Below are 18,543 nucleotides of genomic sequence, written 5' to 3' on the forward strand. Positions count from 1 at the left end.
CAGTTTCATCTTGCAGCTATCGGCTGCAAGCTGAAACGAGCTGAGTAAAAAAGATAAAAAAGATTTTCGAATCAGGCCAGGATGTTCCGACATCCTGTGTACTCGGTCGTACATCCAGCCGGTTGCCTGATTCCTTGCATTGAAGCGATGTACGGAGTTTATAGAGCAATGAAATTACCGATCTATCTCGATTACTCCGCAACCACGCCGGTGGACCCGCGTGTTGCCGAGAAAATGATGCAGTTCCTGACCCTGGACGGGACCTTTGGTAACCCGGCCTCGCGTTCACACCGTTTTGGCTGGCAGGCTGAAGAGGCGGTAGATATCGCCCGTAATCAGATTGCCGAGCTGGTCGGCGCTGACCCGCGCGAAATCGTTTTTACTTCCGGCGCGACGGAATCCGACAACCTGGCGATTAAAGGTGCAGCCAACTTTTATCAGAAAAAAGGCAAGCACATCATCACCAGCAAAACCGAACATAAAGCCGTGCTGGACACCTGCCGTCAGCTGGAGCGCGAAGGGTTTGAAGTGACCTACCTCGCCCCGCAGCGTAACGGCATTATCGATTTAAAAGAGCTGGAAGCTGCGATGCGTGATGACACCATCCTTGTTTCCATTATGCACGTGAATAACGAAATCGGCGTGGTGCAGGATATCGCTACCATCGGCGAGATGTGCCGCGCCCGCGGTATCATTTACCACGTTGACGCGACCCAGAGCGTGGGCAAACTGCCTATCGACCTGAGCCAGCTGAAAGTTGATCTGATGTCCTTCTCCGGCCACAAAATCTATGGCCCGAAAGGCATCGGCGCGCTGTACGTGCGTCGTAAACCGCGTATTCGTATCGAAGCGCAGATGCACGGCGGCGGTCACGAGCGCGGCATGCGCTCCGGGACGCTGCCTGTCCACCAGATCGTCGGTATGGGTGAAGCTTACCGTATCGCGAAAGAAGAGATGGAAAGCGAAATGGCCCGCCTGCGCGGCCTGCGTAACCGTCTGTGGGACGGCGTAAAAGATATGGAAGAGGTCTACCTGAACGGCGATCTCGAGCAGGGCGCGCCGAACATTCTCAACGTCAGCTTTAACTATGTTGAAGGCGAGTCGCTGATTATGGCGCTGAAAGACCTGGCGGTCTCTTCTGGTTCCGCCTGTACTTCCGCAAGCCTCGAGCCGTCCTACGTGCTGCGTGCGCTGGGGATGACCGACGAGCTGGCGCATAGCTCTATTCGTTTCTCTTTAGGTCGTTTTACTACCGAAGAAGAGATTGACTACACCATCAATCTGGTTCGCAACTCCATTGGTCGTCTGCGCGAACTTTCTCCGCTGTGGGAAATGTTCAAGCAGGGCGTGGATCTGAACAGCATTGAATGGTCACATCACTAATTCGGCACCAATAAGGAGAATTCATCATGGCTTACAGCGAAAAAGTTATCGATCATTACGAGAATCCGCGCAACGTCGGCTCCTTCGACAATAGCGACGAAAACGTCGGCAGCGGCATGGTTGGCGCACCGGCGTGCGGCGACGTGATGAAGTTGCAGATTAAAGTCAACAATGAAGGTATCATTGAAGACGCGCGTTTCAAGACCTACGGCTGCGGTTCCGCTATTGCTTCCAGCTCCCTGGTGACCGAGTGGGTGAAAGGGAAATCGCTGGACGAAGCTCAGGCGATCAAAAACACCGATATCGCAGACGAGCTTGAGCTGCCGCCGGTGAAAATTCACTGCTCTATTCTGGCGGAAGACGCGATTAAAGCCGCGATTGCGGATTACAAAAGCAAACGTGAAGCAAAATAATTAAGAGTTGAGGTTTGTTATGTCGATTACTTTAAGCGACAGTGCAGCAGCGCGAGTCAACACCTTTCTGGCCAACCGCGGTAAAGGGTTTGGTCTGCGTCTGGGAGTCAGAACTTCCGGCTGCTCGGGTATGGCTTATGTACTGGAGTTTGTTGACGAGCCGGCGGCAGAAGACACCGTGTTTGAAGACAAAGGCGTGAAGGTCGTGATCGACGGCAAGAGTTTGCAGTTCCTCGACGGCACGCAGCTGGACTTCGTCAAAGAAGGTCTTAACGAAGGGTTTAAGTTCACCAACCCGAACGTGAAAGACGAGTGCGGCTGCGGCGAAAGCTTTAACGTATAATCGCAATGTAATCTAAACCCCACTGCGGACGTCCGTAAGTGGGGTTTGCTTTATCTCGTTAACCCTGAGGTTGCTATGGACTATTTTACCCTCTTCGGGTTACCGGCCAGCTATACCCTTTCGTTAGAACCCCTGGCTGCCCGGTACCAGGAGCTACAGCGCCAGTATCATCCCGATAAGTTCGCCAGCGGCAGCGCGGCCGAACAGCTCGCCGCGGTGCAGCAGTCCGCCACCATTAATCAGGCGTGGCAAACCCTTCGCCATCCGCTGACCCGCGCCGAATATCTCCTTTCACTTCACGGTTTCGATCTCGCCAGCGAGCAGCATACCGTGCGCGATACCGCGTTCCTGATGGAACAGCTGGAACTGCGCGAAGAGCTCGATGAGATAGGCAAGGCGAAAGATGAAGCGCGGCTGGAAAGCTTTATCAAGCGGCTCAAAGCGCAATTTGATACCCGGCATCAGCTGATGGTTGAACAACTGAATAACGAGACGTGGGAGGCGGCGGCGGATACCGTGCGCAAGCTGCGTTTTCTCGATAAACTGCGAAGCAGTGCGGAACAACTCGAAGAAAAACTGCTCGATTTTTAATTTTCGGAAGCAATTATGGCCTTATTACAAATTAGTGAGCCCGGACTGAGCGCCGCGCCGCACCAGCGACGTCTGGCGGCGGGTATCGACCTGGGCACCACCAATTCACTGGTGGCTACCGTGCGTAGCGGCCAGGCCGAAACTCTGCCCGACCATCAGGGGCGCTATTTGCTGCCGTCGGTGGTGAACTATCAGGCTTCGGGTTTGACGGTGGGCTATGACGCGCGACAAAACGCCGCTCTGGATCCGGTCAACACCATCAGCTCCGTCAAACGCATGATGGGCCGCTCTCTGGCCGATATCGAGGCCCGCTACCCACATCTGCCTTATCAGCTGCAGGCCAGCGAAAACGGCCTGCCAATGATTCAGACTACGGGAGGTTTGCTCAATCCGATCCGCGTATCTGCCGACATTCTAAAAGCGCTGGCTGAACGCGCCACCGAGGCGCTGGCGGGCGAGCTCGACGGCGTGGTGATTACCGTGCCGGCCTACTTCGATGATGCTCAGCGGCAGGGAACCAAAGACGCGGCGCGTCTGGCGGGCCTGCACGTGCTGCGTCTGCTGAACGAGCCAACCGCGGCGGCGATAGCCTACGGCCTGGACTCCGGTCAGGAAGGGGTCATCGCGGTTTACGATCTCGGCGGCGGTACTTTTGATATCTCCGTGCTGCGCTTGAGCCGCGGCGTGTTTGAAGTCCTGGCCACCGGCGGCGATTCCGCGCTCGGCGGCGACGATTTCGATCATCTGCTGGCCGATTATCTGCGCGAGCAGGCTGGCCTGAACGATCGCAGCGATAACCGCCTGCAGCGTGAGCTGCTTGACGCGGCGATCGCGGCGAAAATCGCCCTCAGCGATGCCGAGACGGCGCGAGTGAACGTCGGCGGCTGGCAGGGGGAGGTGACCCGTAGCCAGTTTAATGCGCTGATCGCGCCGCTGGTCAAACGCACCTTGCTGGCCTGCCGTCGCGCGTTGAAAGACGCCGGCGTTGAGGCGCAAGAGGTGCTGGAAGTGGTGATGGTGGGCGGCTCGACCCGCGTGCCGCTGGTGCGCGAACGCGTCGGCGAATTCTTTGGCCGTACGCCGCTGACCTCTATCGACCCGGATAAAGTCGTCGCCATCGGCGCGGCGATTCAGGCGGATATCCTGGTGGGCAATAAGCCGGACAGCGAGCTGCTGCTGCTTGATGTCATTCCGCTCTCTCTGGGGCTGGAAACCATGGGTGGCCTGGTGGAAAAGGTTATCCCGCGTAACACCACCATTCCGGTGGCGCGCGCGCAGGAGTTCACTACCTTCAAAGATGGTCAGACGGCGATGTCTATCCACGTCATGCAGGGCGAGCGCGAGCTGGTGCAGGATTGCCGCTCCCTGGCGCGCTTTGCGCTGCGCGGCATTCCGGCATTACCGGCGGGCGGGGCGCATATTCGCGTGACCTTCCAGGTGGATGCCGATGGCCTGCTGAGCGTGACGGCGATGGAGAAATCGACCGGCGTTGAGGCTTCTATCCAGGTGAAACCGTCCTACGGTCTGACCGATGGCGAGATCGCCAGCATGATTAAAGATTCGATGAGCTACGCCGAACAGGATGTCCAGGCGCGTATGCTGGCCGAGCAAAAAGTTGAAGCCGCGCGCGTACTGGAAAGTCTGGTCAGCGCGCTGGCCGCCGACGCCGCGCTGTTAAGCGCCGCAGAGCGTCAGGCTATCGATGACGCCGCGGAGCAAGTGCGCGCCGCAGCGGCAGGCGATGATGCCGATGCAATCAAAGAAGCGATTAAAAATATCGACACACAAACCCAGGAATTTGCCGCACGTCGTATGGATCAATCGGTCCGTATCGCGCTGAAAGGCCAATCCGTGGACGAGGTTTAAAATGCCAAAAATTGTTTTTCTGCCCCACCAGGACCTGTGTCCGGATGGCGTAGTTGTGGAAGCTGAGACCGGTGAGACCATTCTTGATGCAGCGCTGCGTAGCGGTATTGAGATTGAACACGCCTGCGAAAAATCCTGTGCCTGCACCACCTGCCACTGCATCGTGCGTGAAGGCTTTGACTCGCTGGCGGAAAGTACCGAAGATGAAGACGACATGCTGGATAAGGCCTGGGGGCTTGAGCCCGACAGCCGTCTGAGCTGCCAGGCGCGGGTGACTGACGAAGATTTGGTCATCGAAATTCCGCGTTACACCATCAACCACGCACGCGAGCATTAATATGGGACTGAAATGGACCGATAGTCGTGAAATCGGGGAAGCGCTGTACGACGCTTTCCCGGATCTCGACCCGAAAACCGTTCGCTTCACCGATCTGCATCAGTGGATTTGCGATCTGGAAGAGTTTGATGACGATCCGAACGCATCCAATGAAAAAATTCTTGAGGCGATTCTGCTAGTCTGGTTAGACGAAGCAGAATAATTTTCGCGTCATGATTTACCCGGTGGTTTAAGCCGGATGAATCAACGAGCGAAAGAACTTTACGGGCTGCCATACGGCGGCCCGTTTGCTAAGAAGGATAATGATAATGACCGAAGCTATGAAAATTACGCTTACCGCTCAGCCAGCCGATGCGCGCTGGGGAGAAAAAGCATCTTACAGCATTAATAACGACGGCATCGCCCTGCATCTGAACGGCAAAGACGACCTCGGTTTGATTCAGCGCGCGGCGCGAAAAATTGACGGCATGGGCATCAAACATGTCGCGCTTGACGGCGAGGGCTGGGATACCGATCGCGCATGGGCGTTCTGGGCCGGTTATAAAGGCCCGAAAGGCAGCCGCAAAGTGGAGTGGCCGGCCCTCGACGATGCGCAGAAAAGCGAACTGGATAACCGCCTGACCATTATTGACTGGGTCCGCGACACCATCAACACCCCGGCGGAAGAGCTGGGGCCGGAACAGCTGGCGCAGCGTGCGGTAGACCTGCTGTGCAGCGTGGCCTGCGATAACGTCTCTTATCGCATCACCAAGGGCGAAGATCTGCGCGAACAGAACTACCTGGGCCTCCACACCGTCGGCCGCGGCTCCGAGCGTCCGCCGGTCCTGCTGGCGCTGGACTATAACCCAACCGGCGACAAAGAAGCCCCGGTGTACGCCTGCTTGGTCGGTAAAGGCATCACCTTTGACTCCGGCGGATACAGCATCAAGCAGAGCGCGTTTATGGACTCGATGAAGTCCGATATGGGCGGCGCGGCGACGGTAACCGGCGCGCTGGCGTTCGCCATCACGCGCGGCCTGAACAAGCGCGTGAAGCTGTATCTGTGCTGCGCCGATAACCTGATTAGCGGTAACGCCTTCAAACTGGGCGATATTATTCACTATCGCAACGGCAAAACCGTGGAAATCATGAACACCGATGCGGAAGGTCGCCTGGTGCTGGCGGACGGCCTGATCGATGCTTCGGCGCAAAAGCCGGCGCTGATCATCGATGCCGCCACGCTGACCGGCGCGGCGAAAACCGCGCTGGGCAATGATTATCACGCGCTGTTCAGCTTTGATGATGCGCTGGCGAATCGCCTGCTGGCGAGCGCGCAGGCTGAAAACGAAGCTTTCTGGCGCCTGCCGCTGGCTGAGTTCCACCGCGGCCAGCTGCCGTCCAACTTTGCTGAACTGAACAATACCGGCAGCGCGGCCTATCCGGCCGGCGCCAGCACCGCGGCGGGCTTCCTGTCCCACTTCGTGGAGAATTATCATGAAGGCTGGCTGCATATCGACTGTTCGGCGACCTACCGCAAATCTGCGGTTGAGCAGTGGTCGGCGGGCGCGACCGGCCTCGGCGTGCGCACTATTGCTAATTTGCTGACCGCGGAATAACCCTTTCCCCTGACCCTCCCCCTGATGTTTCACGGGGAGGTCACGTTCGGCTTTCTCCCGCTTCCTTCGTGGAGAGAGCCGGGGTGAGGGGATTTTCGTTGTGGAACTACTATGTCCGAAACTAAAAATGAGCTAGAAACCCTGCTGGAGAAGGCGGCTACCGAGCCAGGCCATCGTCCGGCTTTTTTCCGTACGCTGCTGGAAGCTACCGTGTGGGTACCCGGAGCCGCCGCTCAGGGCGAGCAGGTCGTTGAAGACAGCGTGCTGGATCTGCAGCACTGGGAAAAAGATGATGGCACATCGGTCATTCCTTTTTTCACCTCGCTGGAAGCGCTGCAGCAGGCCGTTGAGGACGAACAGTCTTTTGTGGTGATGCCGGTGCGCACGCTGTTCGCCATGACCCTCGGCGAAACGCTCTATCTCAATGCCAAACTCGCCACCGGCAAAGAGTTTGCGCCGCGTGAGATTAGCCATCTGCTGGGGGAAGAGGGCAGCCCGCTCAGCACCCAGACCGTGCTTGAAGGTGGAGAGTCGCTGCTGCTGTCTGAGGTTGTCGAGCCGCCCGCGCAGATGGTGGACTCGCTGACCGCGCTGTTTAAGACCCTGAAAACGGTGAAGCGCGCGTTTTTATGCTCTATCAAAGACAGCGCCGATGCGCCAGCCAACCTGCTGATTGGCATTGAAGCGGAAGGCGATATTGAGGAGGTTATTCAGGCGACCGGCAGCGTGGCGACCGATACGCTTCCCGGCGACGAGCCGATTGATATCTGTCAGGTGGTGGAGGGGGAAAAGGGGATTAGCCACTTTATGATCGCCCACATCACGCCGTTTTATGAAAAGCGCTGGGGCAGCTTCCTGCGCGACTTTAAGCACAATCGGATTATTTAACTCAACGGGGGCTCAGGCCCCCGTTGTTCTCTTTACTGCCTACTGCGCCGGTTCAATCGGCAAATCCGTCCGCGCGCCCCATTCGCTCCATGAGCCGTCGTACAGGCTAACGCCGTTAACGCCGAGGGTGGTGAGCGCCAGCACGACGACCGCCGCCGTTACGCCGGAGCCGCAGCTGGCAATAATCGGCCGTTCAAAATCGACGCCCTGACGCGCGAAGATCTCGTTGAGTTCATCGGTGGTTTTCAGTTCGCCGTTAATCACCAGTTCCGTCCACGGTACGTTTAGCGCGCCGGGAATATGCCCGCTGCGCAGTCCCGGTCGCGGCTCTGCCACCTGGCCATTAAAGCGTCCTGCCGGGCGCGCATCGACGATCTGCGCCGATCCTTCGTGGCTGACCAGCAGCACATCCGTCAGGCGCTTGATCGCCAGCGGATCGACGCGGCCGTCAAAATCACCTTCCGGCAGTTCGGGGAGGCCCTGCTCCAGCGGTAGCCCATCGCGGCGCCAGCCCTCCAGCCCACCGGCGACAATCGACACCTTTTCAACGCCGAACGTGCGCAGCATCCACCAGGCGCGCGGCGCGGAGAAGAGATTGCCTTCATCGTATACCACCAGATGCTTATCGCTGCTGACGCCAAGTTCGCGCATGGCGACGGCAAACGCCTCCGCGCGCGGCATCATGTGCGGCAGCGGGCTGGTGTGGTCAGAGAGGGCTTCGATATCGAAAAAGACGGCGCCGGGAATATGGCCTGCCTGATACTCAGCGTTAAGATCGCGCTCTTCCTGTCCCGGGGGGGCCATCCGCGCGTCGATAATCTGGATTTCAGGGTCATCAATATGCTCTGCCAGCCAGTCGGCAGCGACAAAAAACGAGGTAGACATGAGTGCCTCCGTGTCATCAACAATAGAGTGATTGTTGTTGTTTTTTGCGATATCGACAAGGCATTTTCAAGGAGAGGCGGCGGGAATGTGATATTCCCCGAGCGGCGTCGGGGGAGAGTTGGCTTAAAACGCGTTTTGCTGCAGGTAGCGCCAGGCGTACTGCGCGTACAGTTCAGCGCCGCTTTTCATCACCTGCTCGTCGATATTAAAGCAGCCGTGATGGTGCGCGTAGTCGCTGCCTTTCTCTTTATTGCCCGAGCCGAGCAGCGCAAAGGCGCCGGGGATATTTTGCATATAAAAACTAAAATCTTCTCCGCCGGTGGTCGGTTTTTCATTGAAAAGGACGCCATCGCCGAATGCGTCGCGGATAACCGACTGCGCCAGCAGCGCGCTGCGCTCTTCGTTGATCACCGGTAGCGTACCGTAGCAGTAGTCAACCTGAGCGGTCGCCCCATATACCGCGGCGGTATGCTCGGCATAGCGGGTAATGGCCGTTTCCAGGCGCTGGCGCGCTTCCAGGCTGAAGCAGCGCACGGTACCGTCAAGAACGGCGTTTTCGGCAATGACGTTAAAGCGCGTGCCGACATCCATTTTGCCGATGGTGACTACCGCGGACTCCAGCGGGGAGGTTTCTCGCGCCACAATAGCCTGCAGATTCATCACGAAAGCGGAAGCGACCACCGCCGCATCGACGCAGGCCTCCGGCATCGAACCGTGGCCGCCGCGGCCGCGGAAGGTCACTTTCAGCAAATCGGCTGAGGCAAAGGAGGAACCGACGTTGCAGGAGATTTTGCCGGACGGCGTGCCGGACCAGATATGCATCCCGAAAACGTTATCCACGTTATCGATAGCCCCCTGCTGAATCATCGCCTTCGCCCCTTCGGCAATCTCTTCCGCAGGCTGAAAGATCAGCCGGACGTTGCCCGCCAGCTGCTCGCGGACGTCATATAACGCACGGGCGGCGGTCAGCAGCATGGCGGTATGGGCGTCATGGCCGCAGGCGTGCATTTTCCCGGGGGTTTGTGATTTATAGTCGAGCGGGTCGTTAAGCTCCACCACCGGTAACGCATCCATATCGGCGCGCAGAGCCACGGTTTTACCCGGCTGGCCGCTGGCGATGTCGGCGATGATTCCGGTGGGATGCGTCCGGCGGTAAGGGATACCGATGGCCTCCAGTCCGGCGGCGACGCGATCCGTGGTGCGCTTCTCCTCCCAGGGAAGTTCCGGATGGGCGTGCAGGTCGCGACGAAAAGCGATCATCGCCTGTTCTTCTCTGGCGATAATCGCGGTGATGTCAGGGTTAATCATCAATGGCTCCATCATTTGCTAAAAATTCAACGCGCTCAGCCGACAGCGGGGGTCAGATAGCCGACCAGAATTCCGGCTAACACCACCGAAACCATGGTGACGGAGACGAATCCGCCGACCAGCATCGGGCCCAGCATATGGTGGGTCAGCATCTGGCGCTCTTTTTCATCGTGGGTGAGGGCGTTGATGGCCTCGTTGGTAATAATATAGTCGGCGGGGAAACCGTACAGCGCGGTCAATGAGATGGCGAAAGCCATCGGGCCGCTGACGCCAAGCAGTTTCCCGACCAGCCAGGAGACAACAAACATCCCGATCGCCGCCGTGGCGATTAACACCACCATCGGGAAAAGCAGGCGCAGCAGCATCTCCGGCGTGGCTTTGTTTAAGGTATCAAAGATAAATAGCATCAATGCCATAATGGCGAAGCCAAAGCCGTTCGCCTTATGCAGCATATGTTTTTCAAGAAAGCCTAACGAGGTAAACACCACGCCAAAAAACAGGCACAGCACGAAGGGGCTGATATTCACGATCGGCTTCGCGAGGTCGGCGACAAGCCAGGCCAGACAGCCGACCAGCGCCAGCCGCAGGAATTTAAAGTAGTTGCTGTTGTAGCTAACGGGGATTTTACTGAACAGGCGCGGCATTTTCTCCTCGCCAACGGTGAGCATCGCGTGCTCATCGGCGATGTTATCGGGTCGGTGCTCGCCGCTGCGGTAGCGGGCAAGCAGCGTTTTACCTTCGCGCTGCAGCATGATGGCGGTGAGCGGATATCCGGCAAACCCCTGCATCACGTAAATCAAAATGGCAAAAACCGACAGGTCGACCAGGCCGGCGCTGCTCGCGCCCTGCGACATAATCAGCGATGAGACGATACCGCCGACCAGCGGAGGAATGGTGACCAGCGCGGTGTTGCGGTCGAACAGCGCCAGGCTCACCGCAAAGACCGCCGCCGCGATCCCGGCAATGCCGGCGAGGGAGATGACCACGGTCTTCCACTGCTGCGCCAGCTCTTTTAGCGACAGCAGGGTGCCCATATTGGTGATTAACAGATACATCAGCATTATGGCAACCGGCGTGCCGATTCCGGCCCGGCTGATAATATCTGCCGGGAAAAATGTCCAGTACCCGATTAAAAACAGGACCGCACAGACAAATACGGAGGGAATCCAGGCTTTTGTGCGGGTTGAAACAACGTCGCCGATATAAAGAATTAAAATAATAATCGACAGTGCGACCATCTGAGACATAAATAACTTCCATATTATTAATCCCATATATATTTATATGAGATGGGTTGATGTTGTGTTATCTGGTAAACGCTGGAACGTACAGTCAATATCATCGCCGGCGTAATAATTTATATTTTAAAGGCAATGATATCCCGAACAATAAATAGAAAGCGCGCGCCTTGTCAATTTATATGGGCAGAGAGAGTGGGATTTCAGAATAAAAAGTATCGATAGCTGAGGATATTAAAAGTTGATATAAGAAAAATCGTAGCGCGGTATATCCGTTAAATTAATCCACTCCAGCTATCCGTGATCCCTACCAATATTGCTTGCTAGCGCGCTATTGGTAATTCTGCCGCTAACGCATAATAATGTGTTCACTGAAATTATCTGGCCTGCGGGCCGAGGGGTTAGAAGGATGAAACCATTTCGTTTGGCGGCGCTATCTCTGGCGCTACTTACCGCGCTATCGTTGACCGCCTGTGACGACAGCGGCAAACCGCAGGCGGTCGCGTCGGCGCCATCCGCGGCGGCAGATAGCGCGCCCGCGAAGCCGGACAGCGCCCAGTTGGCGGCGCTGGCTGAAAAAAGCAAAGGCAAAGCGTTAACGCTGCTGGATGCTTCTGAAGTTCAGCTCGACGGCGCGTCGACGCTGGTGCTGACCTTCTCTATTCCTCTGCAGCCGGATCAGGATTTCTCCCGCAGCGTGCATCTGGTCGACAAAAAAAGCGGCAAAGTCGATGGGGCATGGGAGCTGGCGCCCAACCTTAAAGAGCTGCGTCTACGCCATCTTGAGCCAAAACGCGAGCTGATAGTTTCGCTCGACCCCACCCTAACCGCGCTGAATAAAGCGACCTTAGACAGCAGCGTTGAAAAAACCATTACCACCCGCGATATTGCCCCGAGCATCGGCTTTGCCAGCCGCGGCTCGCTGCTGCCGGGGAAAGTGGTGGCCGGACTGCCGGTGATGGCGCTGAATGTCGATAACATCGACGTCAATTTTTTCCGCATCAAACCTGAATCGCTCTCCGCCTTCGTCAGCCAATGGGAATACCGCAATTCCCTGAGCAACTGGGAGTCGGACGAGCTGCTGAAGATGGCCGATCTGGTCTACACCGGCCGTTTTGACCTTAACCCGGCGCGCAATACGCGCGAAAAACTGCTGCTGCCGCTGGCGGATATCAAGCCGTTGCAGGAGCCGGGCGTCTATATCGCGGTGATGAACCAGGCGGGCCGCTACAGCTATAGCAACGCCGCGACGCTGTTCACCCTCAGCGATATCGGCGTATCCGCGCACCGCTACCACAACCGGCTGGATGTCTTTACCCAGAGCCTGGAAAACGGCGCGGCGCAGTCCGGTATCGATGTGCAGCTGCTGAACGCCAAAGGGCAAACCCTGGCGCAGGCGAAGAGCGACGCTCAGGGGCACGTGACGCTGCAAACGGACAAAGAAGCGGCGCTGCTGCTGGCGCGTAAGGACGGGCAAACCACTCTGCTGGATCTCAAACTTCCGGCGCTGGACCTGGCTGAATTTTCCATCGCCGGCGCGCCGGGCTTCAGCAAGCAGCTATTTATGTTTGGCCCACGGGATCTCTATCGTCCGGGCGAAACGGTTATTCTCAACGCGCTACTGCGCGATAGTGACGGTAAACCGCTCCCCGAGCAGCCGGTGAAGCTGGAAGTCGTGCAGCCGGATGGCCAGGTTATTCGTTCGACGGTCAGCAAACCGGTTAACGGCCTGTATCAGTTGACTTATCCGCTCGATAGCGGCGCGGCGACCGGGATGTGGCACATTCGCGCCAGCACCGGCGACAACCAGCCGCGCGAGTGGGATTTTCACGTTGAAGATTTTATGCCTGAGCGCATGGCGCTGAATCTCACGGCGCAAAATGCCCCGGTTTCGCCGGCTGCGGATGTCAGCTTTGCCGTGAGCGGGGCGTATCTGTACGGCGCGCCGGCCAGCGGCAACTCGCTGCAGGGTAAACTGTTCCTGCGTCCGCTGCGCGATGCGGTGCCTGCGCTGCCGGGCTTCCAGTTTGGCGACATTGCCGAAGAGAACCTTTCCCGCAGCCTGGATGAAGTGCAGACCACCCTGGACGATCGCGGACATGCGGAAGTCACCGCCGCCAGCCAGTGGCAGGAGAGTCGCTCGCCGCTGCAGGTGATCCTGCAGGCCAGCCTGCTGGAGTCCGGCGGCAGACCGGTCACGCGCACCGTCAGGCAGCCGATCTGGCCGGCCGAAACGCTGCCGGGTATCCGACCGGAATTTGCCCTGAAAGAGGTTTACGACTATCGCACCGACAGCACTATCAAGCAGCCGGTGGTGGATGAAAACGGCACCGCCGCGTTTGAGATTGTGTATGCCGACGCCAAAGGTGAGAAGAAAGCGGTCTCCGGGCTGCAGGTTCGGTTGATTCGCGAACGCCGCGACTACTACTGGAACTGGTCCGAGAGCGAAGGCTGGCAGTCGCAGTTCGATCAAAAAGATCTTCAGGAAGGCGAGGAGTCGCTGGATATTTCAGCCGGACAAACGGCGAAAGTGAGCTTCCCGGTCGAGTGGGGTTCTTATCGCCTGGAAGTTAAAGGGCCGGATGATGCGGTCAGCAGCGTGCGCTTCTGGGCCGGATACAGCTGGCAGGATAACAGCGATGGCCAGGGGGCGGCGCGTCCGGATCGCGTCACCATGAAGCTGGACAAACCGGCCTATAAACCGGGCGATACGATCAAGCTGCATATCGCCGCTCCGGCAGCCGGTAAAGGCTACGCGCTGGTGGAATCAAGCGAAGGGCCGCTGTGGTGGCAGGAGATTGACGTCCCGGCGGAAGGGATGGAGCTATCGATCCCGGTGGATAAAGCGTGGAATCGTCACGACCTCTACCTCAGCACCCTGGTGATTCGTCCGGGGGATAAATCCCAGTCCGCGACGCCAAAACGGGCGGTGGGTCTGCTGCATCTGCCGCTTGGCGATGAAAATCGCCGTCTGAACCTGACGCTGGAAGCGCCGGATAAAATGCGCCCCAACCAGCCGCTGAAGGTCAACGTTAAGGCCAGCGTCAAAGAAGGCGAGACGCCGAAACAGGTTAACGTGCTGCTCTCCGCCGTCGATAGCGGCGTACTCAATATCACCGACTATGCAACGCCGGATCCGTGGAACGCCTTCTTTGGCCAGAAACGCTACGGCGCCGATATTTACGATATCTATGGTCAGGTGATCGAAGGGCAGGGGAGACTCGCCAGCCTGCGCTTCGGCGGCGACGGTGATGAACTCAAACGCGGCGGCAAACCGCCGGTTAATCACGTGACGATTATCGCTCAGCAGGCGCAGCCGGTGGTGCTGGATGAGAAAGGCGAAGGGACGGTGACTTTGCCGATTGGCGACTTTAACGGCGAACTGCGGGTTATGGCCCAGGCGTGGACCGCAGAGGATTTTGGCAGCAGCGAAGGAAAAACGATCGTGGCGGCGCCGGTTATTGCCGAACTGAATATGCCGCGCTTCCTCGCCAGCGGAGATACCACTCGCCTGGCGCTGGATCTCAGCAATCTGACCGATAAGCTGCAGACCCTCAACGTTGCGCTGGCCGCCAGCGGTCTGCTGCAGCTTGAAGGGGGAGAAATACCGCCGGTGCATCTGGCTCCCGGCGCGCGCAGCACCCTGTTTGTGCCGGTTCGCGCGCAGCAAGGCTTTGGCGATGGTCAGGTGAATGCCACCATCAGCGGCCTGAACCTGCCGGGTGAAACCTTCGCGCCGATGCAGAAGCAGTGGCAGCTGGGCGTGCGTCCGGCTTTCCCGGCGCAAACCGTGAATTCCGGCGCTGTCCTCCAGCCGGGTGAAAGCTGGCAGGCTCCGGCGGCGCAAAGCGAGGGCTTCTCGCCGGCCACGTTGCAGGGGCAGCTGGTGTTCAGCGGCAAGCCGCCGCTGAACCTGGCGCGCTATATACGCGACCTGAAAGCCTATCCTTACGGCTGCCTGGAGCAGACCACCAGCGGGCTGTTCCCGTCGCTCTATACCAACGCCGCCCAGCTTAAAGCCCTGGGGATCGGCGGCGATAGCGATGAAAAGCGACGCGCGGCGGTGGATATCGGCATTTCTCGTCTGCTGCAGATGCAGCGCGATGATGGCGGTTTCGCCCTGTGGGATAAAGAAGGGCCGGAGGAGTACTGGTTGAGCGCCTACGCGATGGACTTCCTCGTCCGGGCGGGCGAGCAGGGCTACAGCGTACCAACGAACGCCGTCAATAACGGCAACCAGCGCCTGCTGCGTTATTTACAGGAGCCGGGGCTGATGACCGTCCGCTATAGCGATGATGCCCAGGCCAGCCGCTTTGCCGCTCAGGCCTACGCCGCGCTGGTACTGGCCCGGCAGCAGAAAGCGCCGCTCGGCGCGCTGCGCGAAATCTGGAGCCGTCACGACCAGGCGCGTTCCGGTCTGCCGCTGCTGCAGCTGGGCGTGGCCCTGAAATTGATGGGCGATGCGCCGCGCGGCGACGAAGCCCTGAAGCTGGCGCTGACGACGCCGCGGCAGGACGCGAACCGCTGGCTCGGCGATTACGGCAGCGAGCTGCGCGATGATGCGCTGAAGCTGGCGCTGCTGGAGGAGAACAAACTGCTGCCGGAAGCGCAAAATACGCTGCTCAGCCATCTGGCGGACGAAGCCTACGGCCAGCGCTGGCTCTCGACGCAGGAGAGTAACGCCCTGTTCCTGGCCGGGCGTACGCTGCAGGATCTCCCCGGCAGCTGGCAGGCGCAAACCTCCGTGCAGGCCGAACCGCTCTCCGGCGAGAAAGCGCAAACCCGCAACCTGACCGGCGACCAGCTGGCGGCCTTGCAGGTGACCAATACCGGCCAGCAGCCGCTGTGGCTCCGTCTCGACAGCAGCGGCTATCCGCAGAACGCGCCGCAGCCGGGGGGCAACGTGCTTGGCATTGAACGGCAAATTTTCGATACCCAGGGCCAGCAGAAATCGCTCTCTTCGCTGCGCAGCGGCGAACTGGTGTTGGTGAAGCTGGAAGTGACGGCTAAGCGTAACGTTCCGGACGCGCTGGTGGTGGATTTACTCCCGGCGGGGCTGGAGCTGGAAAACCAGAATCTGGCCAACAGCAGCGCCAGCCTGCAGGAGAACGGCGAGGTGGTGCAGAATCTGCTTAACCAGATGCAGCAGGCCGATATTCAGCACATTGAGTTTCGCGACGATCGCTTCGTCGCCGCGGTGGCTATCAATGAAGGCCAGCCGGTGACGCTGGTTTATCTGGCGCGCGCGGTGACGCCGGGCACCTATCAGGTACCGCAGCCGCAGGTCGAGTCAATGTACGTGCCGCAGTGGCGGGCAACCGGCGCGGCCAGCGGACCGCTCACCGTTGTACCCTAAATGCGGGCACTGAAGCGCATTAAACGCCGCTGGCGCTGGCTGGCGGCGTTTATTTTTTTGCTGTGGCTGCTGCTGCTGGCCGCCGATCGCCTGTGGCCGCTGCCGCTGCGCGAGGTGACGCCTGCCCGAGTGGTGGTGGCGGAAGACGGGACGCCGCTGTGGCGTTTCGCCGACGCGCAGGGCGTCTGGCGCTATCCGGTGACCCTGGCTGACGTTTCGCCGCGCTATTTACAGGCGCTGATCCAGTATGAAGATCGCTGGTTCTGGGATCACCCCGGCGTTAATCCGTTCTCGATCGTTCGCGCTGCCTGGCAGGATCTCACTTCCGGGCGGGTGATCTCCGGGGGCAGCACCCTGACCATGCAGGTGGCGCGCCTGCTCGATCCGCATCCCCGAACCTTCGGCGGCAAGCTGCGTCAGCTATGGCGCGCGCTGCAGCTGGAGTGGCATCTGTCAAAAAGCGAGATCCTCACGCTCTACCTCAACCGGGCGCCGTTCGGCGGTACGCTGCAGGGGATCGGCGCAGCCAGCTGGGCCTATCTCGGTAAACCGCCCGCGCAGCTTAGCTATGGCGAAGCGGCGCTGCTGGCGGTACTGCCGCAGGCGCCGAGCAGGCTGCGTCCGGATCGCTGGCCGGAGCGAGCGCAGGCGGCGCGCGATAAAGTGCTGCTGCGGATGGAAAATCAGGGCGTGTGGCCGGCGCAGCCGGTACGAGAAGCTATCGAAGAGCCCGTCTGGCTCTTTCCGCGGCAGATGCCGCAGCTGGCGCCGCTTTTTGCCCGCCGCGCGCTGGCGAGCAGCCGCGCAGAGAAGGTGGTAACGACGCTGGATGCCGGACTGCAGCGGCAGCTGGAAGACCTGGCGCTGAACTGGAAATCGCGCCTGCCGCCGCGCAGCTCTTTAGCGATGATTGTAGTTGACCATACCAATATGAAGGTGCGCGGTTGGGTAGGGTCGGTGGATATCAACGATGATAGCCGCTTTGGTCATATTGATATGGTCTCGGCGATCCGCTCCCCGGGCTCGGTTCTGAAACCGTTTGTTTATGGTATGGCGCTGGATGAGGGGCTGATCCATCCGGCTTCGTTGTTACAGGATGTGCCGCGACGGTTTAGCGACTACCGGCCGGGGAATTTTGACAGCGGTTTTCACGGGCCGGTGAGCGCCAGCGACGCGCTGGTTCGCTCGCTGAACCTTCCGGCAGTGCAGGTGCTGGAGGCCTACGGGCCGAAGCGTTTTGCCGCCAGGCTACGCAATGCCGGATTGCCGCTGATGCTGCCCGCCGGCGCGGAGCCGAATCTGTCGCTGATCCTCGGCGGAGGCGGCGCGCGTCTGGCGGATATCGTGGCGGCGTACAGCGCGTTTGCCCGCCATGGTAAGGCGGGACAATTGCGCATCACGCCAGACTCACCGCTGGTTGAGAGGCCGCTGCTGTCGCCGGGCGCCGCGTGGATCGTGCGGCGCATACTGGCCGGCGAAGCGCAGCCGGTGCCCGATGCGTCGCTGGTGCAGGTGGTGCCGCTGGCGTGGAAAACCGGAACCAGCTACGGCTACCGCGATGCCTGGGCGATCGGCGTGAACGCCCGCTATCTGATAGGTATCTGGACCGGGCGACCCGACGGCACGCCGGTCGTCGGGCAGTTTGGCTTCGCCAGCGCGGTGCCGCTGCTGAACCAGGTGAATAATATGCTGCTGGCGCGCCCGGCGATGAGCCGCGGCGGATTGCCTGCCGACCCTCGCCCGTCGTCGGTCAGCGCCGGGACGGTTTGCTGGCCCGGCGGGCAGAATTTACCCGCGGGCGACGCGAACTGCCGCCGACGGCTGGCCACCTGGCTGCTCGATGAGAGCCAGCCGCCGACCCTGCTGCTGCCCGGCCAGGAAGGTATCCGCGGGATTCGCTTCCCGGTGTGGCTGAATGAGAAAGGGCTGCGGGTGGCGGCAGATTGCCCCGGCGCGGTAGAGAAAAGCCTCGACGTCTGGCCGCTGCCGCTTGAACCCTGGCTACCCGCAGGCGAACGGCGTCGCGTCAGGCTGCCTGCGGTTTCGGCGGCGTGTCCGCCGGTGCAAACCGCGGATGCCGCTCCGCTGGTGCTCTCCGGTCTTCGTGAAGGCGCGGTGGTTAAACGGCTGCCCGGCGAGCAAAAGGTGATGCTGCCGCTGCAAACGACCGGCGGGGAGGGGCGCCGCTGGTGGTTTCTTAACGGTGAGCCTCTGCAGGCGGAAGGCGCCGGCGCGACCCTTAACATCGATCGCCCTGACCGTTATCAGCTGGTAGTGATGGACGAGGCGGGGCAAATTGTTGCCGCGAACTTCACCGTGCAATAAACGTAACGTGCCTTA

Annotated in this window: 14 protein-coding genes; 11 read left to right on the top strand and 3 right to left on the bottom strand. The window is 59.6% G+C overall.

What is annotated here, in order from left to right; all coding sequences use genetic code 11:
* Positions 1 to 168 precede the first annotated feature (168 nt).
* From iscS to sseB, 9 genes are all read left to right on the top strand, one after another.
* Positions 169 to 1,383, top strand: coding sequence for a cysteine desulfurase (gene iscS / locus CDA56_RS23475; protein WP_004134936.1), 1,215 nt, complete (start codon positions 169 to 171; stop codon positions 1,381 to 1,383).
* A 26-nt stretch (positions 1,384 to 1,409) separates the two neighbouring features.
* A complete protein-coding gene (iscU, locus tag CDA56_RS23480) occupies positions 1,410 to 1,796 on the top strand; it encodes a Fe-S cluster assembly scaffold IscU (RefSeq protein WP_002913991.1) in 387 nt (128 codons plus the stop codon).
* A 19-nt stretch (positions 1,797 to 1,815) separates the two neighbouring features.
* Entirely contained in the window at positions 1,816 to 2,139 is a 324-nt protein-coding gene (gene iscA / locus CDA56_RS23485; RefSeq protein ID WP_004104506.1) for an iron-sulfur cluster assembly protein IscA, read from the top strand.
* A 75-nt stretch (positions 2,140 to 2,214) separates the two neighbouring features.
* Positions 2,215 to 2,730, top strand: a complete 516-nt coding sequence (hscB, locus tag CDA56_RS23490) for a co-chaperone HscB (protein ID WP_064358814.1) — start codon at positions 2,215 to 2,217, stop codon at positions 2,728 to 2,730.
* Between the two features lie 15 nt (positions 2,731 to 2,745).
* Positions 2,746 to 4,596, top strand: a complete 1,851-nt coding sequence (hscA, locus tag CDA56_RS23495; RefSeq protein ID WP_032750897.1) for a Fe-S protein assembly chaperone HscA — start codon at positions 2,746 to 2,748, stop codon at positions 4,594 to 4,596.
* Position 4,597: 1 nt separating this feature from the next.
* Positions 4,598 to 4,933 carry an ISC system 2Fe-2S type ferredoxin gene (gene fdx / locus CDA56_RS23500; protein WP_004104503.1) on the top strand — a complete coding sequence of 112 codons (336 nt, stop codon included), beginning with the start codon at positions 4,598 to 4,600 and terminating at the stop codon, positions 4,931 to 4,933.
* Position 4,934: 1 nt separating this feature from the next.
* The gene (gene iscX, locus CDA56_RS23505; protein WP_004104502.1) at positions 4,935 to 5,135 is read left to right on the top strand and encodes a Fe-S cluster assembly protein IscX; all 201 of its coding nucleotides are present in this window, start codon (positions 4,935 to 4,937) and stop codon (positions 5,133 to 5,135) included.
* 106 nt (positions 5,136 to 5,241) lie between these two features.
* Positions 5,242 to 6,528 carry an aminopeptidase PepB gene (gene pepB / locus CDA56_RS23510; protein ID WP_048260589.1) on the top strand — a complete coding sequence of 429 codons (1,287 nt, stop codon included), beginning with the start codon at positions 5,242 to 5,244 and terminating at the stop codon, positions 6,526 to 6,528.
* Positions 6,529 to 6,639: 111 nt separating this feature from the next.
* Positions 6,640 to 7,416, top strand: coding sequence for an enhanced serine sensitivity protein SseB (gene sseB / locus CDA56_RS23515; RefSeq protein ID WP_048260591.1), 777 nt, complete (start codon positions 6,640 to 6,642; stop codon positions 7,414 to 7,416).
* A 39-nt stretch (positions 7,417 to 7,455) separates the two neighbouring features.
* On the opposite strand, the gene sseA is transcribed toward sseB, so the two are convergent.
* The 3 genes from sseA to CDA56_RS23530 form a co-directional block, all read right to left on the bottom strand.
* A complete protein-coding gene (sseA, locus tag CDA56_RS23520) occupies positions 7,456 to 8,301 on the bottom strand; it encodes a 3-mercaptopyruvate sulfurtransferase (protein WP_014230369.1) in 846 nt (281 codons plus the stop codon).
* A gap of 123 nt (positions 8,302 to 8,424) precedes the next feature.
* Positions 8,425 to 9,609: a M20 family metallopeptidase gene (locus tag CDA56_RS23525; protein WP_102803377.1), complete on the bottom strand. Its 1,185-nt coding sequence runs from the start codon at positions 9,607 to 9,609 to the stop codon at positions 8,425 to 8,427.
* 35 nt (positions 9,610 to 9,644) lie between these two features.
* Complete coding sequence (locus CDA56_RS23530) at positions 9,645 to 10,856, bottom strand: hypothetical protein (RefSeq protein ID WP_014230367.1); 1,212 nt, start codon at positions 10,854 to 10,856, stop codon at positions 9,645 to 9,647.
* A 400-nt stretch (positions 10,857 to 11,256) separates the two neighbouring features.
* On the opposite strand from CDA56_RS23530, the gene CDA56_RS23535 reads away from it, so the two are divergent.
* Together CDA56_RS23535 and pbpC are read left to right on the top strand one after the other, a co-directional pair.
* The gene (locus tag CDA56_RS23535) at positions 11,257 to 16,203 is read left to right on the top strand and encodes an alpha-2-macroglobulin family protein (protein WP_102803376.1); all 4,947 of its coding nucleotides are present in this window, start codon (positions 11,257 to 11,259) and stop codon (positions 16,201 to 16,203) included.
* Complete coding sequence (gene pbpC, locus CDA56_RS23540; RefSeq protein WP_102803375.1) at positions 16,204 to 18,528, top strand: peptidoglycan glycosyltransferase PbpC; 2,325 nt, start codon at positions 16,204 to 16,206, stop codon at positions 18,526 to 18,528. It begins immediately after the preceding gene.
* The last annotated feature ends 15 nt before the right edge of the window (positions 18,529 to 18,543 follow it).

Source organism: Klebsiella michiganensis (assembly GCF_002925905.1).
Taxonomy (GTDB): Bacteria; Pseudomonadota; Gammaproteobacteria; order Enterobacterales; family Enterobacteriaceae; genus Klebsiella; species Klebsiella michiganensis.

Coding starts and splice junctions, on each gene's coding strand:
- pbpC (WP_102803375.1), top strand. CDS start 16,204: ATGCGGGCACTGAAGCGCATTAAACGCCGCTGGCGCTGGCTGGCGGCG.
- CDA56_RS23525 (WP_102803377.1), bottom strand. CDS start 9,609: ATGATTAACCCTGACATCACCGCGATTATCGCCAGAGAAGAACAGGCG.
- iscA (WP_004104506.1), top strand. CDS start 1,816: ATGTCGATTACTTTAAGCGACAGTGCAGCAGCGCGAGTCAACACCTTT.
- iscX (WP_004104502.1), top strand. CDS start 4,935: ATGGGACTGAAATGGACCGATAGTCGTGAAATCGGGGAAGCGCTGTAC.
- CDA56_RS23535 (WP_102803376.1), top strand. CDS start 11,257: ATGAAACCATTTCGTTTGGCGGCGCTATCTCTGGCGCTACTTACCGCG.
- sseB (WP_048260591.1), top strand. CDS start 6,640: ATGTCCGAAACTAAAAATGAGCTAGAAACCCTGCTGGAGAAGGCGGCT.
- CDA56_RS23530 (WP_014230367.1), bottom strand. CDS start 10,856: ATGTCTCAGATGGTCGCACTGTCGATTATTATTTTAATTCTTTATATC.
- fdx (WP_004104503.1), top strand. CDS start 4,598: ATGCCAAAAATTGTTTTTCTGCCCCACCAGGACCTGTGTCCGGATGGC.
- pepB (WP_048260589.1), top strand. CDS start 5,242: ATGACCGAAGCTATGAAAATTACGCTTACCGCTCAGCCAGCCGATGCG.
- hscB (WP_064358814.1), top strand. CDS start 2,215: ATGGACTATTTTACCCTCTTCGGGTTACCGGCCAGCTATACCCTTTCG.
- iscS (WP_004134936.1), top strand. CDS start 169: ATGAAATTACCGATCTATCTCGATTACTCCGCAACCACGCCGGTGGAC.
- sseA (WP_014230369.1), bottom strand. CDS start 8,301: ATGTCTACCTCGTTTTTTGTCGCTGCCGACTGGCTGGCAGAGCATATT.
- hscA (WP_032750897.1), top strand. CDS start 2,746: ATGGCCTTATTACAAATTAGTGAGCCCGGACTGAGCGCCGCGCCGCAC.
- iscU (WP_002913991.1), top strand. CDS start 1,410: ATGGCTTACAGCGAAAAAGTTATCGATCATTACGAGAATCCGCGCAAC.